Source organism: Kitasatospora sp. NPDC101155 (assembly GCF_044768305.1).
In the GTDB taxonomy this organism is placed as follows: domain Bacteria; phylum Actinomycetota; class Actinomycetes; order Streptomycetales; family Streptomycetaceae; genus Kitasatospora.
Window position 1 is genome coordinate 69,119 of record NZ_JBIWPN010000016.1, and the last position, 13,354, is coordinate 82,472.

Here is a 13,354-nt window from a genome sequence, read left to right on the forward strand (position 1 = left end):
CGGCGCGCGATCGGGCCGGGACGCGCGACGAACGGCGGGTGACCGGCCACCGGACGGCCGCCAGGATGGTCCGCATGGATCCCGAACTCGAAGCATTCATCCCGCTGTTCCCGCAGACCGACCTGACCGATCCGCCGGCCGCGCGGGGCCTGCTCGCCGAACTCGCCGCCGCCGTGCCCGCCCCGGACACCGGCGAACTGAAGGTCGAGGACCGTACGGTGCCCGGCGACCCGGACGTCCCCGTGCGGATCTACTCCCCGCACGGCGCGCGGGGCGCCGTGATCTGGCTGCACGGCGGCGGGTTCGTCATGGGCAACGTCGACACCGAACACCCCTGGGCCGCCCGGATCGCGGCGGGCTCCGGCGCGGTGGTGATCTCGGTGGGCTACCGGCTGGCTCCCGAGCACCCGTTCCCGGCCGCCCTGGACGACGCCTACGCCGTCCTGCGCTGGACCGCCGAGCACGCGGCCGAGCTCGGCGTGGACCCGGACCGGATCGCCGTCGGCGGCCACAGCGCGGGCGGCGGGCTCGCGGCCGCGGTGGCGCTGCGGGCGCGCGACGAACGGGGGCCGGCGATCCGCTTCCAGCTGCTCAACCAGCCGGCGCTGGACGACCGACAGGAGACCTGGTCGGCGCGGAACTTCACCGACACGCCCTGGTTCAACCGCGACAAGGCGACGACGGCCTGGCGGCACTACCTGGGCGCCCAGCCGGCCACGCCGTACGCCGCCCCGGCCCGGGCGGCCGAGCTGTCCGGCCTGCCCCCGGCCTACATCGCCACCGCCGAGCTGTGCCCGAACCGCGACGAGGACCTCGGCTACGGGCTGCGGCTGCTGCAGGCGGGTGTGTCCGTCGAACTGCACCAGTGGCCGGGCACCTTCCACGGCTCGCAGGCGGTCGTGTCCGCCGAGGTCTCCCAGCGGCAGAACGCCGAGCTCGGCGCCGTGCTGCGCCGCGCGCTGGCGGACTGACCCACGGCGCGGTGCCCCACCCGTCGATCCCGACGCCGGCCCCGACGTCAATCCCGAGACCAACCCTGGAAGGACACCCGTCATGGACCTCCGACTGCCGCTCTGCGAAGCGGATTCCCCCTCGACCGGCCTCGATCCCGCCCGCCTGCAGGCCGCCCTGGACGGCGTCCACCGCGCAGGCGTGCCCGCGGTGTTCGCCGAGGTCCGCGCCGCCGATCGCGTCTGGCGCGGCGCCGCCGGGGTGGCCGACCTCGACACCGGCCGCCCCGCCACTCCCGAGCTGCGTCAGCGCGTCGGCAGCGTCACCAAGGCCTTCACCGCCACCGCGGTCCTGCGGCAGGTCGAGCGGGGCCGGATAGCGCTCGACGCGCCGATCGGCGACGTGCTGCCGCGGCTGGTACCGGGCGAGCGCGGCCGGAAGGTGACGGTCCGGATGCTGCTCAACCACACCAGCGGCCTCGCCGACTACCTCCCGTACGCGTACCCGTCCCTGCGGAACTTCCCCTCGGTACCGGACATCTCGACCGAGAGCCTGGACGACAGCCGTTACCGGCACTTCGACCCGGTCGAGCTGATCGACCTGGGCCTCGCCGCGCCGCCCGTCGGCGAACCCGGCGGCCCCACGGGCGTGTACTCCAACACCAACTACCTGCTGCTCGGCCAACTCCTGGAGCTGGTGACGGGTGTCGCGGCCGAGGAGTGCATCACCCGGGACGTCATCGAGCCCGCGGGCCTGCCCGACACCGGGTTCCCGACCGGGCCGTCCCTCGACGGGCCGCACCCGCGGATGTACGAGTCCTTCTACGGGAAGATCGACCCGCCGCGCGACTACAGCGACTACGACATGTCCTGGGTGGGCCCGGCCGCCGCGCTGGTGTCGACCATGGCCGACCTCAACCGCTTCTTCGCCCTCCTGCTCGACGGACGGATCGTCAGCCGTCACTCACTGGCGCAGATGCAGTGCACCGTCCCGGTCCGCGCCTTCGACGGCACGACCATCGACTACGGCCTCGGCCTGCACCGGGCCGACCTCGGCTGCGGCACCTGCTGGGGCCACGACGGCTCCGCCTGGGGCGCCGGGACGATCTCGCTGACCAGGGCCGACGGCACGCGCCAGCTGTCCGCGGCGGTCAACCTCCAGCGCTGGAACCGCCCTGACGCCTCCGGTCGGCCCCAGCCCCACCCGATCGACGGGGCACTCGCGGCTCTGTACCGGCAGGCGATGTGCGGCCACGACGGCCCCGCCCGGCCCGCGGACGGCCGCTAGGCGCGGCCGCGCAGGCCCGATCAGCCCCGCGCGGAACGCGGCGGGACGCTGCCGCCGGCGGCAGCGTCCTCCCTCTGATCAGCGGTTGCGCCTCCACCAACGGGCCATCGCCTCCCGCTGGGCGGCCACGGTGGGAAAGTCGGCGACGGCCACGGCCGCGCGGCCCTGGCGAATCAGGAGGAGGGCCAGCTCCCGGGCCGACCCGAGCTCCATCGAGGTCCGAAGCACCTCGACGGCCTCGTCCACCCGGCCGTCCCGCTCCAGGAGCCAGGCCAGTGACTGGTCCCACTGGTCGGGCTCCTGCGCCCGCACCGGCTCGATCTCGGCGATGCCCTCCCTGCTGCGGCCCGTCTCTCCCATCAGCCACCACCGGACCGACCGGATCCAGTCCAGCTTCTCCCGGACGAACTCCAGCCCGGCGGCCGGTGTCCTGGGCAGCAGCCCCATCAGCGGGCCGCCCACCCGGGAGGAGAGCTTGTCGTGGTCGGTCTCATCGCGCACGACCTGCTCGCGCTGGTCGAGGAAGGTCCTGCCGACGATGCCGGCCGGGGTGTCGCGCGGAGCCCGGGCGGCGACGTAGTAGGTCACCATGCCGCCGGCGCTCAGCCCGTAGAGCACGATCGGACGGTCGTCACGGGAGCGCTCGTACGCGAGGAAGTCCACCACCAGGTCGATCCAGTCGTCGTACAAGAGGGTGCTGCCGCGGTCGAGGTGGACGCGGTGTCCGCGCCGCGGGAAAACGAAAAGGCAAGGAGGTCAGCGACTCCTTGCCACTACCAAAGTACCGCGCCCAGGGGGCCTTGCGGCAAGGCCCCCGTCATGGCGCAGAATCGTCGCCCGAGGCCGGAACACACGAAATCTTCGGTTCGCGACACACATACGCATTTGTCCTGCGTACGGGCCTCGCGCGAACCCCATGGGGGAAGTACTGATGATCGACGTGATCGTGGTCGGCGGCGGGCCGACCGGTCTGATGCTGGCGAGCGAACTGCGGCTGCACGACGTGCGGGTGGTGGTGCTGGAGCGGCTGACCGAGCCGACCGACCAGTCCCGCGGCCAGGGCCTGCACGTGCGCAGCGTGGAGATGATGGACCAGCGCGGGCTGCTGGAGCGGTTCCTCGCGGTGAGCGGGAAGTTCTCGGTCGGCGGTTTCTTCGGCGGCATCTACAAGCCCTGGCCGGAGAGCATGGACACCGCCCACCCGTACGGGCTGACCACCCCGCAGCCGGTCACCGAGCAGCTGCTCAACGAGCACGCCCTCGAACTGGGCACCGACATCCGGCGCGGCCAGGAGGTGGTCGGGCTGAGCCAGGACGAGGACGGGGTGAGCGTCGAGCTGGCGGACGGCACCCGGCTGCGCTCGCGCTACCTGGTCGGCTGCGACGGCGGGCGCAGCACGGTGCGCAAGCTGCTCGGGGTCGGCTTCCCCGGCGAGCCCTCGAAGGTCGACACGCTGCTGGGCCAGCTGTCGCTGACCGAGGACCCGGCGACCGTCGAGGCCGTCGTCACCGAGGTCCGCCGGACCCAGATGCTCTTCGGTGCGATCCCCCAGGGGGACGGGTTGTACCGCGTGATCGTGCCCGCCGAGGCCGTGGTCGAGGACCGCGCCACCGCGCCCACCCTGGAGGAGTTCCGGCAGCGGCTGCGGGCCGTCGCGGGCACCGACTTCGGCGCCCACTCGCCGCGCTGGCTCTCCCGCTTCGGCGATGCCACCCGGCAGGCCGAGCGCTACCGGGTCGGCCGGGCCTTCCTGGCCGGCGACGCGGCGCACATCCACCCGCCCACCGGCGGCCAGGGCCTCAACCTCGGCATCCAGGACGCCTACAACCTGGGCTGGAAGCTGGCCGCCGAGATCCAGGGCTGGGCCCCGGCCGAGCTGCTGGACAGCTACCACAGCGAGCGCCACCCGGTGGGCGCCCGGGTCGTGGAGAACACCCGCGCCCAGATGACCCTGCTGGGCACCGGGTCCGGCCCCGCGGCGCTGCGCGAGCTGCTCTCGAAGCTGGCCGACTTCGAGGAGGTGAACCGGTACATGACCGAGATGGTCACCGCGGTCGGGGTCCGCTACGAGCTCGGCGAGGGCCACGAGCTGCTCGGCCGCCGGCTGCGGGACGTCCGGCTCAAGGAGGGGCGCCTGTACGAGCTGATGCGCGGCGGGCGGGGGCTGCTGCTCGACCGGACCGGCGGCCGGCTCGCGGTCACGGGCTGGGCGGACCGCGTCGACCATGTCGTCGACGCCACCGAGGAGTTGGACGTCCCCGCCGTCCTGCTGCGGCCCGACGGGTACGTGGCGTGGGTCGGCGAGGACCGGCAGTCCCTGCTCGACGCGCTGGCCCGGTGGTTCGGCGCCGCCGCGTGAGCGGCTCCCTCTCCTGGCGGACGACGCGCCCCGCCCGTCCGGGCTTCCGGACGGGCGGGGCGCGGTACTTCGGCGGGCCGGCTCCCGTGGCCCGGCCGCCTACCTCGGCTTCGGCTTGATCATCGCGAACGGAGCGCCCTGCGGATCGGCGACCACCGCCATCCGGCCGGCCACCATGTCGAAGGGCGGGGCGAGGACGGTCCCGTTGCGCTTGACCACGGTGTCGACGCAGTCGTCCACGTCGTCGACCGAGAAGTAGGTCAGCCAGTGCGGCGGGGTGCCGGGCGGGTCGTTGGCGAGCATCAGGGCGCCACCGACGGCGCGGCCGCCGACGTGCAGCTCCCAGTACTGGTCGTTGCCCGCCACCGGCTTCACCTCGATGCCGAAGGCCTCGCCGTAGAAGGCCGTGGCGCCCTTGACGTCGCTGGTGTGCAGTTCGTTCCAGGTCAGCGCCCCGGCCTCGTTGACCACCTGGGCCCCGGAGAACTCGCCGGGCTGCCAGACGCCGAACACCGCGCCCTGCGGATCGGCGGCCACCAGCATCCGGCCGAGGGAGCCGACGTCCATCACCGGGACCAGCAGGGTGCCACCGGCCTCGACGATCGCGTCCTGGGTGGCCTCCGCGTCGGTGGTGGCCAGGTAGCTGGTCCACACGGTGGGCGGCTCCGGCATGCCTTCGGGGGCCGCCGCCGGACCGATGCCGGCAACCGCCTTGCCGTTGAGCATGCAGACCGCGTACCCGCCGAACTCGGCCGGGCCCGGCTGACCCTGCCAGCCGAAGAGGTCTCGGTAGAAGTCCAGCGCGGCCTGCTGGTCCTTCGCCATCAGGTCGACCCAGCACGGGGTGCCGGTCGCGTACGGGGTGGTGACGTCAGGCATTCTCGCCCTTTCCTCGGGAGGTCCCCCGGCAGTCACCCTCCCGTCCCCCACCGGGATCCGCCACCCGACACGCCGCCCGACACGCCGCCCCAGGGGCGGAACCGACAGCGCCCCGGCGGCCCGGCGGAGTGTCTCCAACGGTGACAACCTGGTCCACCTTCTCGACCCCGATATCGACGCCGTCACCGAGCGTCTCTGCGACGCTGTCGCCCCCACCGTCACTCCCGACCAGTGACACCGGTACCTCCCTGGCGCCCCCTACCGACCCGCCTGCCGCTGCCCCCCGCTCACCCCAGGTCGGCGAGGGCCGCCTCGACGGCGCGGTGAAAGGTCGGGTAGGCGAAGATCATGTGCCGCAGCCGGGCGATCGGCACCCGGGCCTGGATCGCGACCGCCAGGCCGTACAGCACCTCACCGCCCATCGGCCCGGCGGAGGTCGCCCCGACGAGCACGCCCCGGTCGGCGTCCGCGACGAGCTTGACGAAGCCCTCGTTGCCGGCCTTGTGGATCCAGCCCCTGGTGGCGGACGGCAGCTGGGTGGTGCCCGTGCGGACGTTCAGCCCGCCGTCGCGGGCCTGCCGTTCGGTCAGGCCGACGGCGCCGATCTCCGGATCGGTGAAGGTCACCCGGGGCAGGGCGCGGTAGTCGGCCTCCGGGCCGGGGTCGCCGAGGATGTCGCGGACGGCGATCTCGGCCTCGTACATCGCGACGTGGGTGAAGGCGCCGTGGCCGGTGACGTCGCCGATCGCCCACAGTCCGTCGGCGGCCCGCAGCTGCCCGTCGGTGGGGACGGCGCGGGCCGCCGGATCGAGTCCGACGGTGTCCAGGCCGAGTTCGCTGAGGTCGGCGCGGCGGCCGGTGGCGACCAGGAGCCGTTCGGCGGTGAGCAGTTCGCCGCCGTCCAGGTGGAGGGTGAAGGTCGTTCCGTCGTGCTCGGCGCGGACGGCGCGGGCGCTGGTGCGGATCTCGATGCCCTCCCGCTGCAGGACCGGTGCGATCAGCCGGCCGGCCTCGGGTTCCTCGACCGGCAGCAAGAGGTCCAGGGCCTCGACGACGGTGACGGCGCTGCCGAAGCGGGCGAACACCTGGGCGAGTTCGAGGCCGATCGCGCCGCCGCCGAGCACCAGCAGGGATTCGGGCAGTTCCTTCGCCGCGACGGCGTCCCGGTTGGTCCAGTACGGCACCTCGGCCAGCCCCGGGACGGGCGGCGCGGTGGGGCGGGTGCCGGTGGCGATCACGACGCCGCGCCGGGCGGTGAGCTCCTGCCCGTTCACCGCGACGCGGCCCGGACCGGTGAGGCGGGCCCGGCCCCGGATGAACCGGGCGCCCTTGCCGGTGAGGCGGTCGACGGCGACCCGGTCGCTCCAGTCGTCGGTGGCCTCGTCGCGGATCCGGTCCGCGACCGGGGTCCAGTCGGGGGTGACCTGGGAGCGACCGGCCATGCCGGGCACCCGCCGGGTCTCGGCGAGCAGGTTCCCCGCCCGGATCATCATCTTGCTGGGGATGCAGCCCCAGTACGGGCACTCCCCGCCGACCAGCTCGGCCTCGATGCCGACGACGTCCAGGCCGGACTCCGCGAGGCGTCCGGCGGCGTGCTCGCCACCCGGGCCGAGGCCGATCACGATCACGTCCGCCTGCTGCTGTTCGCTCATCGCCGGTCCTCCTGAATCGGGTCGACCCGTCACCCCCACCACGCTAGGCGCCCCGCCGCGGACCGGCAGCGGACATGGTCGGGTGGCCGACGGTCCCCTCGCGGCCGGGCAGGGCCGACGTGCGGCCGGGCGGCGTTCCGGACCGTCCGACACGCACGGAAACCGGTCGGTGGCGCCACCGCCAGGACGGCCGCCGCAGAGGCCACCATGTGGTGCATCCGCCGAACCGCGCTGCCGGCTGCCAGAGACCTCCAGGAGGAGACCTTCGATGATGCGTGCGACCTGCAACGGCGTCGTCCCCGCCGGGGCCCCGCGCCCGGCCCGGGCCGTCGCGGACGGCACGGCCGGGAACGCGCCGCTCGTCACCGGGAAACCGGAGGAGGTGTCGGCCCCGTGACCGGCAACGGAATCGTGCTCTACTGGCGGCCCGGCTGCCCGTACTGCACCTGGCTGCGGCGCGGCCTGCGGGTGAAGCGGCTGCCGTTCGGCGAGACCGACATCTGGTCGGACCCGCAGGCGGCTGCCTTCATCCGCTCGATCGCCGGCGGCCACGAGACCGTCCCCACCGTCACCGTCAACGGGCGCGCCATGGTCAACCCGAGCGTCGCCGAGGTGCTGGCCGCGGTGGCCGACCACGCGCCGGGGCTGCTGCCCGCCGAGCAGCCCGCGACACCCTGGTGGCGGCGTCTGCGGCGAGCGCGGCCGTGAGCCGGAACGCCAACCCGGACGCCTTCCACCGGCTGCACCGGGCGTCACCGAGACAGTCCTCCGCCGCGCCCGCGACGCGAACGGGACGGAGCTTAGACGGTGGTCACGCGAGCAGGCCGACGGCTCGCTGGAGATTCACCCTCACGAGTGATTGCTACGCTACGCACACTAGCGGACACTCAGAGTGTCCGGAGAGCTCACGGGGCTCTCCCGGCGTAAGGAGAGTCGCTATGGCCGCAACCGAAGCAACCGCCTCCGACGCCCCGCAGATCGCGGGCCACTCGCAGCCCACCCGCCAGGACCAGGGCCTCGCGGCGATCGGCGGCAACGTCGGTGCCGTGTGGCGGGCCTGGTGGACGTGGACCCCGTCGAACGGGACGTTCAACCTCCAGCTCCCCTGGAACGTCATCGGGATCGACTCGACCGTCGTCATCACGGCCTCCGAGATCTACTCCAACGGCAACCGGTTCGTCGGCGGTGCCGCCTTCCAGGTGTCGAGCATCGCCCCCGGCAACGGAATCGTGACGTTCAAGATCAACATCGGCTGGGGCAGCCCGCTGCCGATGCGCACCGACGTGCTGGTCTTCAACTGACCTGGTCTCGAAGACCGGGGACGCACCACCGATCGTGGACGGGGACGGCGCCGGCCCGCCCCGTCCACGATGGCGCTCGGCAGGACCCCTTCGACACCACCACGGACCGCCGAGCTGCGGCGCCGCAGGATCGACTTCTGCCCGCTTCACGAGAGCCTCGACCCGGCTACCGCCGGGCCGGCTCGCCTACAGGTCAGTGCACCTGGCGGCGCAGCCTCAGTGACCCACCCCCCGGTACCACGGCAACGGGCGCGTCCCGCTCGGGCCCAGATGCTCAGCCCCCGCCCAGGCGACTAACGCCACCAGGAGGGCAAGGACCACGATCACACCGAAGCGCCACCGTCCGACTCGTGGGAGCGGAAGCGTCGAACTCCCGGTCCGAGAACCCCAGCCGAGATAGTGCCCGGCCTTGCCGCCCTGAACGGCCGTGAAGACGATCACTGACGGTCTGCCGAGGCGCTGCGCTCCGGCGCACAGGACGAGTAGCCGGGTCTCCCACCAGGCATGACCGTCTTCAAGGTCAACGATGACGACGATCGTGCCGGCGGAGCTGCGCAGCGTGCTGAGGATATGGCTGCCACCGCTGTCCACCACGGGCAGGCCCGGCTGGTCGGTGATGTTGCATGGAATCACCACCGGCCGCTGGGAGGTGGTTGCCGCGTTCAGCGCGATCTTGACACTGGCGACCTCGAACGAACCTCCGCTGGAGGCCAGGCCGTCCAGGATCACCAAGATCACGGGGACGAGGCTCAGTACGGCGATGCCCAGCAGCGCCCAGCCGGCGGGCACCTCCCCCAGACGCAGTTGCTTTCGGGCAGCACCCCAGGTGATCAGCAGCAGCACGAACAGGGTGAGGGCGAAAAGCATCGCCAGCTTGGTACCGAAAGGCCAGAACCCCAGAGCATGCTTCTTGGAGTGCCCTGATCGTGGTTCGTCGGACTTTCCCATGTCGAACGCCTTTTGCGGTCTGATGTCAGGCGATGCCTCTGCCCGTCCGGGGCGCGCGCTACCGCACGGCACCAGTCTGTGACAGATGCACGCCGCACGCCCACCGCAGCGACCAGGAAGACACGCCGGTCGTCCAGACGGCGAGGATCGGCTCCAGCATCAACGGGGTGCTCCAGGTGACCCGGCCCGACCGGCCGTCCACCACCCACGGCCCCGGGTCCCCCGACTCGTCAACCCAGCTCACCACCGTGCCGCCCATCTGCCGTCCGACGGCAAGTCGGGAGCGCCCGGGTTGCGCCGTCCCGACGACGGGACCTCCCGGAGTTCCGGCCTGGCGCGCACTTCGCTGCCGCGCGTGCGTGAATGAATCGTCCACGTGCGTATCTCTGTTCGCGGTTCGAGAAGTCCGCAGGAAAGCGTCATGGCACAGACGAAGAAGCCGCAGTCGATAGAACATGTGGTGATCATGGTTCAGGAGAACCACACCACCGACACCTACTTCCGCTCCGTGCGGGCGTACGGGGCGAACGTCGCGACCGGCTGGCCGCACCCGACGCCCACGCCCACACCGCCGCCGCCCTCCCCGGTCGACGGGCCCAAACCCGTCGCCGACGTGCTGCTGCGCGACGGCACCTCGCTGGGCCCGCCCCAGGACGTGCTCGCCAACTGACATGCGTCGGGCGGCCCGTGACGGCCGCCCGACGCCGGACCCGGGGCACGGGAAAAGGATGGTGAGAGCGATGGTCGAGTTCCACGAACGGCGGCGGGCGACGGCCCAGGTGCGGCAGACCCGCGAGGAAGGCGCCCGGGCCCCGGTCGGCGACTACGTCTCGCGGGCCGACGCGCTGGCGCCCGGCCGACTGTACCGCCAGGTGCTCGGCGTGGACGGCGCGGCCCGTCCGATGACCGCGCAGGAACTCGCGGGACTCGGCGATCCGATGGCCGCGGTCTTCTTCCGCCGGGGCGGCTTCCCGATGACCCTCCAGGACCTGCTGGGCGGCCTGCCGCCGCTCACCTCGGCCGCGCAACAGGCGGTGTACCTGATCGGCGAGGCCGGCCAGATCCCGCCCGCCAGCGCACCCGGACTGCACCGCGACCTCCGGTTCGCGATCGCCCGTTCCGTCCAGGGCCGGGACGCCGACCTGCTGATCAGCACCGGCGCCAACGCCGACCCGGCCACCACCTTCCTCCAGGTCGCCGCCTGGGACCCGACCGCGAAGGTGTTCAACTACTACATGCGGATCAGACCGGCCTGGGTCTGGGCCGGGAACTCGTGGTCCGCGCTCGCCGACGGCTCCCGGGGCAACGGCTGCTTCGACAGCCATGTCAACGGCAGCGTCGTGATGAAGGAGCTGAAACAGCCCTGGAGCAACTGGCAGACCCAGGCGGCCGGCATCCAGCTCGCCCCCGACGACCCGTTGCGCGCCGACCCGCTCTACCAACAGGTCACGGACGCCCAGAAGCTGGAGCTGACCGTCCGCTCGCTGGTCACCCGCTGGACCGCGGCCCGGCTGGACGCGGTCACCGCGAGCGGCACCATCGAGCACCCCGACCACCTGCTGCGCCAGTTGTTCACCACCACCTCGGTCAACCTTGCCAGCACCGCCACCCAGAGCACGACCGTCACGACGGCCGGCGCCGACCTGCCGCTGCCCGCCGGATTCTGGTTCAACGGCGACGCCCTGCTGGACATGGACACGCTCGCTCTGCCCTCCACCGCCGCGCTGCCGCTGGCGCCAGCCGCCCGGTACGTCGAGAGCCTGACCACCTTCGACTTCCGGCTGGAGGAGCGGGCGAGCGGCTTCTCCCGACCGGGCGACACCTTCTTCGCGTTCGTGGTCCCCGAGGCCGCCTACGAGGACAACGACGTGGTGCGCCAGCTGGTGCAACGCGGGATCGTCCCGGCGAAGCTCGCCGCCTGCGCCCTCATGGTCGACTTCACCAACCCGGTGTTCAGCCCGGACCGCGCCCGGCTGGCGGCCTACGTCCCGACCGCGCCGACCGGCGTCGCCGCGCTCGGTGAGCAGGTCGTCCGGGCGATCCTCGCCGCCGCCGCGAAGCTGCCGGCCGACAGCCCGGAGGGGCGGTTCGCGGCCGCCTGGGCACTGGCCGACGACGAGTGGCGTCCGGCCTTCGCCCGGCGCATCGACGCCTACCTGGTAAGCGTCGCCGACCGCATCCGCACGAACGCCGGATTCGCGGACTACGTACGGCTGGCGGAGTCCCGCCGTCGCGATTTCAAGGCGATGCGACTGGACGAGTTCGAACTCACCCTGCCCGTCACCAACATCCCCGCCGCCGCCCCCCGACTGGCGATGGCCGAGGACGCCACCGTCACCCAAAGGAGACCGTCGTGAGCACCATCAGCTCCTACGACCCACCCGGTAACCTCACCGACCTGGACGACACCGGACGCAAGGCCTGGAACGACTTCGTCACCAGCAACATCGACCAGGCCGTCAAGGGCCCCGACGCCAGCCAGACCCTCCACGACAGCCCGCGCAGCCAGTACTACGACCTCACCACCACCGACACCGCCGCCGACTCCACCGTGGCGACCGTCTCCTGGACGGCCTTCCCACGCCGGATCAAGGTGACCTCGACCGGCGACTCCCAGCGCTGGCAGCGCGCGGACGCGAGCCGCGACGTCCAGGACGAGTACTGCGAGTGGAGCGTCGCCCGCGACCCGGCATCGGGGAAGATCACCCAGGTCATGTTCACCTGCGAGGGCCCCGAGTACTGGGGCCTGCTCGCGCGGTCGAGCCCGGACACCGTCCTCCAGCTCTACCGCACCCTCATCAGCCCGAACGTCCAGCAGAGCGACCTGTTCGGACCCGACGGCAGCTACCGGCCCCGCAACCGCTGGAACGACTCCACCGCCCACGGGGCGATGCACCTGATCCAGGCAGCCAACACGCTCAGCGCCGAGATCGAGCTCGCCGCCGCGGCCACCATCGTCCGGGTCGTCAACGGTGTCGAGCTGACCACCGAGCAGGAGCTCATCCAGTGCAGCAAATACGGTGAGCCGGAGCGCAACAGCGACCCGCACATCGGCGCGGCCGTGAACGCGCTCGCCCGGCAGAAGGCCGACATCGCCCTGGCCAACCCCGTCGGGCTCTACTTCGACGACCTGGCCACGGACGGCTGGGCCGCCCCGGACGGCTCCGACCCGAAGAGCTACTGGACCTACCAACGCGGCGACGCCACCCATCCGGTGCGGGCGCTCTACCAGGTACCGGCGAACAAGGGCTTCACGGTGGGGGACATCACCATCAACGGCACGCCGATCCGGTTCGGCGCGCAGATCGCGGACTTCATCACCATCAAACTCTCCGCCGTCGCCTGCCGGTTCGGCCAGAGCACCACCCAGCCGCAGACCGCCTGCGTGGAGTTCCCACTGGCGCCCGCCGGGCCGACGCTCACCGCGAGCGCCCGGTCGGAGCCCGGCCACCGCAGCCCGCTCTCCGTCCCCGGGGCCCCGGCCACCCGGCGCCGCTGATCGCCCGGGCCTGATTCCGCCCGAGCGCCTCGGTCCGCCCTGTGCGGCCCGGGGCGCTCCCACGCGCGGGAACCGCCACCGCACCGGCAAGCGCCTCTCGGAGCGCAACGGCCTCCAAGACCTGCGCCGGGCACTGGAATTGGCCTGCGGATGAACGGGTCGAGCGGGGCGGTGCTCGGGCGTTGATCCTGCGTTGATCGGGGGGTGACAGCGTACGGGTGCCGCCGAAAACTCGGTCGGAAGCTTGGTAGAGAGGCACATTCGGATGTTCAAGCACCGCAGCCGCACCCGTATCGCAGCCCGACTCGCCTCGGTGGCGGTGGCCGTCGGGCTGGCCGTCCTGCCGCAGGTCGGCGCCTCGGCGCAGGCCCAGTCGCGGGCGGCGACGCAGGCTCACACCCAGGTGCAGGCCGGCCAGGCGACCGGTGGCGGCACCGGCGACATCAAGGAGTGGAACGGCACCGGCGCCTAGCGAGTG

The 13,354-nt window shown here is 72.5% G+C and carries 14 protein-coding genes; 10 read left to right on the forward strand and 4 right to left on the reverse strand.

Annotation, left to right across the window (positions count from 1 at the left end):
• Window positions 1–74: 74 nt before the first annotated feature.
• Both ACIRYZ_RS24535 and ACIRYZ_RS24540 read left to right on the forward strand, forming a co-directional pair.
• Window positions 75–971: an alpha/beta hydrolase gene (locus tag ACIRYZ_RS24535; RefSeq protein WP_402947599.1), complete on the forward strand. Its 897-nt coding sequence runs from the start codon at window positions 75–77 to the stop codon at window positions 969–971.
• 82 nt (window positions 972–1,053) lie between these two features.
• Entirely contained in the window at window positions 1,054–2,238 is a 1,185-nt protein-coding gene (locus tag ACIRYZ_RS24540) for a serine hydrolase domain-containing protein (RefSeq protein WP_402947602.1), read from the forward strand.
• Between the two features lie 78 nt (window positions 2,239–2,316).
• Here ACIRYZ_RS24540 and ACIRYZ_RS24545 read toward each other — a convergent pair whose 3' ends face one another.
• On the reverse strand, window positions 2,317–2,928 hold the full coding sequence (locus ACIRYZ_RS24545) for a hypothetical protein (RefSeq protein WP_402947604.1): 612 nt from the start codon (window positions 2,926–2,928) through the stop codon (window positions 2,317–2,319).
• Window positions 2,929–3,169: 241 nt separating this feature from the next.
• On the opposite strand from ACIRYZ_RS24545, the gene rox reads away from it, so the two are divergent.
• Window positions 3,170–4,597 carry a rifampin monooxygenase gene (rox, locus tag ACIRYZ_RS24550; RefSeq protein ID WP_402947607.1) on the forward strand — a complete coding sequence of 476 codons (1,428 nt, stop codon included), beginning with the start codon at window positions 3,170–3,172 and terminating at the stop codon, window positions 4,595–4,597.
• A 99-nt stretch (window positions 4,598–4,696) separates the two neighbouring features.
• On the opposite strand, the gene ACIRYZ_RS24555 is transcribed toward rox, so the two are convergent.
• Entirely contained in the window at window positions 4,697–5,476 is a 780-nt protein-coding gene (locus ACIRYZ_RS24555; protein ID WP_402947612.1) for a VOC family protein, read from the reverse strand.
• Between the two features lie 287 nt (window positions 5,477–5,763).
• On the reverse strand, window positions 5,764–7,128 hold the full coding sequence (locus ACIRYZ_RS24560) for a dihydrolipoyl dehydrogenase family protein (protein ID WP_402947615.1): 1,365 nt from the start codon (window positions 7,126–7,128) through the stop codon (window positions 5,764–5,766).
• Window positions 7,129–7,396: 268 nt separating this feature from the next.
• Here ACIRYZ_RS24560 and ACIRYZ_RS24565 point away from each other — a divergent pair, with 268 nt between their 5' ends.
• The 3 genes from ACIRYZ_RS24565 (at window position 7,397) to ACIRYZ_RS24575 (ending at window position 8,429) form a co-directional block, all read left to right on the forward strand.
• Entirely contained in the window at window positions 7,397–7,525 is a 129-nt protein-coding gene (locus ACIRYZ_RS24565; protein WP_402947618.1) for a hypothetical protein, read from the forward strand.
• Window positions 7,522–7,836, forward strand: a complete 315-nt coding sequence (locus ACIRYZ_RS24570) for a glutaredoxin domain-containing protein (protein ID WP_402947621.1) — start codon at window positions 7,522–7,524, stop codon at window positions 7,834–7,836. Before ACIRYZ_RS24565 ends, ACIRYZ_RS24570 begins: the two co-directional genes overlap by 4 nt.
• Window positions 7,837–8,066: 230 nt before the next feature.
• Window positions 8,067–8,429 (forward strand): hypothetical protein, encoded by a 363-nt coding sequence (locus tag ACIRYZ_RS24575; protein WP_402947624.1) that lies wholly within the window; start codon window positions 8,067–8,069, stop codon window positions 8,427–8,429.
• 216 nt (window positions 8,430–8,645) lie between these two features.
• On the opposite strand, the gene ACIRYZ_RS24580 is transcribed toward ACIRYZ_RS24575, so the two are convergent.
• Window positions 8,646–9,377 carry a hypothetical protein gene (locus tag ACIRYZ_RS24580; protein WP_402947630.1) on the reverse strand — a complete coding sequence of 244 codons (732 nt, stop codon included), beginning with the start codon at window positions 9,375–9,377 and terminating at the stop codon, window positions 8,646–8,648.
• A 421-nt stretch (window positions 9,378–9,798) separates the two neighbouring features.
• Between ACIRYZ_RS24580 and ACIRYZ_RS24585 the strand changes: the two genes are divergently transcribed.
• From ACIRYZ_RS24585 to ACIRYZ_RS24600, 4 genes are all read left to right on the forward strand, one after another.
• Window positions 9,799–10,047: a hypothetical protein gene (locus ACIRYZ_RS24585; protein WP_402947632.1), complete on the forward strand. Its 249-nt coding sequence runs from the start codon at window positions 9,799–9,801 to the stop codon at window positions 10,045–10,047.
• Window positions 10,048–10,117: 70 nt separating this feature from the next.
• Window positions 10,118–11,734: a hypothetical protein gene (locus ACIRYZ_RS24590; protein WP_402947634.1), complete on the forward strand. Its 1,617-nt coding sequence runs from the start codon at window positions 10,118–10,120 to the stop codon at window positions 11,732–11,734.
• A complete protein-coding gene (locus ACIRYZ_RS24595; RefSeq protein WP_402947636.1) occupies window positions 11,731–12,876 on the forward strand; it encodes a hypothetical protein in 1,146 nt (381 codons plus the stop codon). The genes ACIRYZ_RS24590 and ACIRYZ_RS24595 overlap by 4 nt, the downstream gene beginning before the upstream one ends.
• A 265-nt stretch (window positions 12,877–13,141) precedes the next feature.
• Window positions 13,142–13,348 carry a hypothetical protein gene (locus ACIRYZ_RS24600; RefSeq protein ID WP_402947639.1) on the forward strand — a complete coding sequence of 69 codons (207 nt, stop codon included), beginning with the start codon at window positions 13,142–13,144 and terminating at the stop codon, window positions 13,346–13,348.
• Window positions 13,349–13,354: the final 6 nt, after the last annotated feature.